Annotated in this window: 1 protein-coding gene and 1 pseudogene; both read left to right on the forward strand. The window is 38.4% G+C overall.

Annotated elements, in window-relative coordinates; all coding sequences use genetic code 11:
* Positions 1-117: 117 nt before the first annotated feature.
* Positions 118-558: pseudogene (tnpA, locus tag DW922_RS17265) on the forward strand (IS200/IS605 family transposase).
* Between the two features lie 9 nt (positions 559-567).
* Positions 568-1,455: transposase (locus tag DW922_RS17270; RefSeq protein WP_118727160.1), on the forward strand; the 888-nt coding region annotated here is incomplete at its 3' end.

Consider the following 1,455-nt stretch of genomic DNA (forward strand, 5'->3'; position numbering starts at 1 on the left):
TTGAAAAAATGCACGCCGCATTCTCGTTACTTTAGTGATGAGTTAGGCGTACAAAAAATATAAATAAAAATCGAACATACATTTGCATCTTGGCAATACATATGGTATACTATAAATATGGATAATAATATATTTAATATTAAGGAAAATAGTCTTTCGTATGGTAGAGGTTATGTTTATTCTTTACAGTATCATTTGGTATAGTGTACAAAATACCGTAAAAAAGTTTTAGCAAATGGAATCGATGTGGAATGCAAAGAAATATTACAAGGATTGGCGGAAGAGTATCACTTTCAGATTTTGGCTATGGAGGTAATGCCGGATCACATTCATCTGCTTGTGGATTGTCGCCCACAGTTCTTTATTTCTGACATGATTAAAATCATGAAAGGAAATATTGCCAGACAGTTATTTCTTTCACATCCGGAATTAAAACAGCAGTTGTGGGGTGGACACCTTTGGAATCCTTCCTATTGTGTAGTGACAGTGAGTGAGCGCAGTAAAGAACAGGTTTTGTCGTACATAGAAGGGCAGAAGGAGAAAGAAAAGCGAAAGTAGGAAAATCTTATGAAGACGGTATCCAGTTATGGTGTAGAAATTAAAAAACAGAATATTCCCCTTCACCATACACTGAGGATTTATCGTCAGGCAGTTTCTTATCTGACTAAAGTTTATCATGAAGTATGGGAAGAACTTTCAGAAATTGAGAATGCCCAAAAGCGGTTTAATGAAGCGGAACATCTTGTACATAATACAAAGAAAAATGTGGCCAGATTTGATTTTGATCAGCGCTTTGTTAAAATGCCATCTTACTTGAGGCGCGCAGCGATTCAGCATGCACTTGGAAGTGTATCTTCTTATAAAACACGAATGAAATTATGGGAAAACGGCGATTTATCAGGGAAGCCGAAGCTCGTATATGAAAATCATGCGATGCCGGTATTTTACAGAGATGTCATGTACAAACCGAGCGAGTCAGGGGAAGATATTGCATATCTGAAATTATATGATGGTTATGACTGGAAATGGTTTCGCGTTTCTCTGCTGCATACAGATATGGAATATCTGAGAAAACATTGGTCAGGAGTTTGCGCTATGGCCCCAGTTCTGGAGAAGAAGCATCAAAAATATTTTCTGAGATTTTCTTATACGGAGGATGTGATATTGACGAAGCATGCTGTAAATGAGCAAATCATTTGTAGCATAGATCTGGGAATCAATACGGATGCGGTTTGCACAATCATGCGTTCAGACGGAACTATTCTGGGACGAAAATTTATAGATTTCCCCAGTGACAAAGACCGGCTGTACCATGTTTTGGGCAGAATTCGCAGATTTCAAAGAGAACATGGTTCCGGGCAGATAAAGAGCAGATGGACCTATGCCAAGAGACTGAACATGGAATTAGCCAGGAAAATCGCAAATGCAATCGTAACCTATGCGGGGGAATATCAG

This window comes from Clostridium sp. AM42-4 (assembly GCF_003480105.1).
Lineage (GTDB): Bacteria > Bacillota > Clostridia > Lachnospirales > Lachnospiraceae > Brotaphodocola.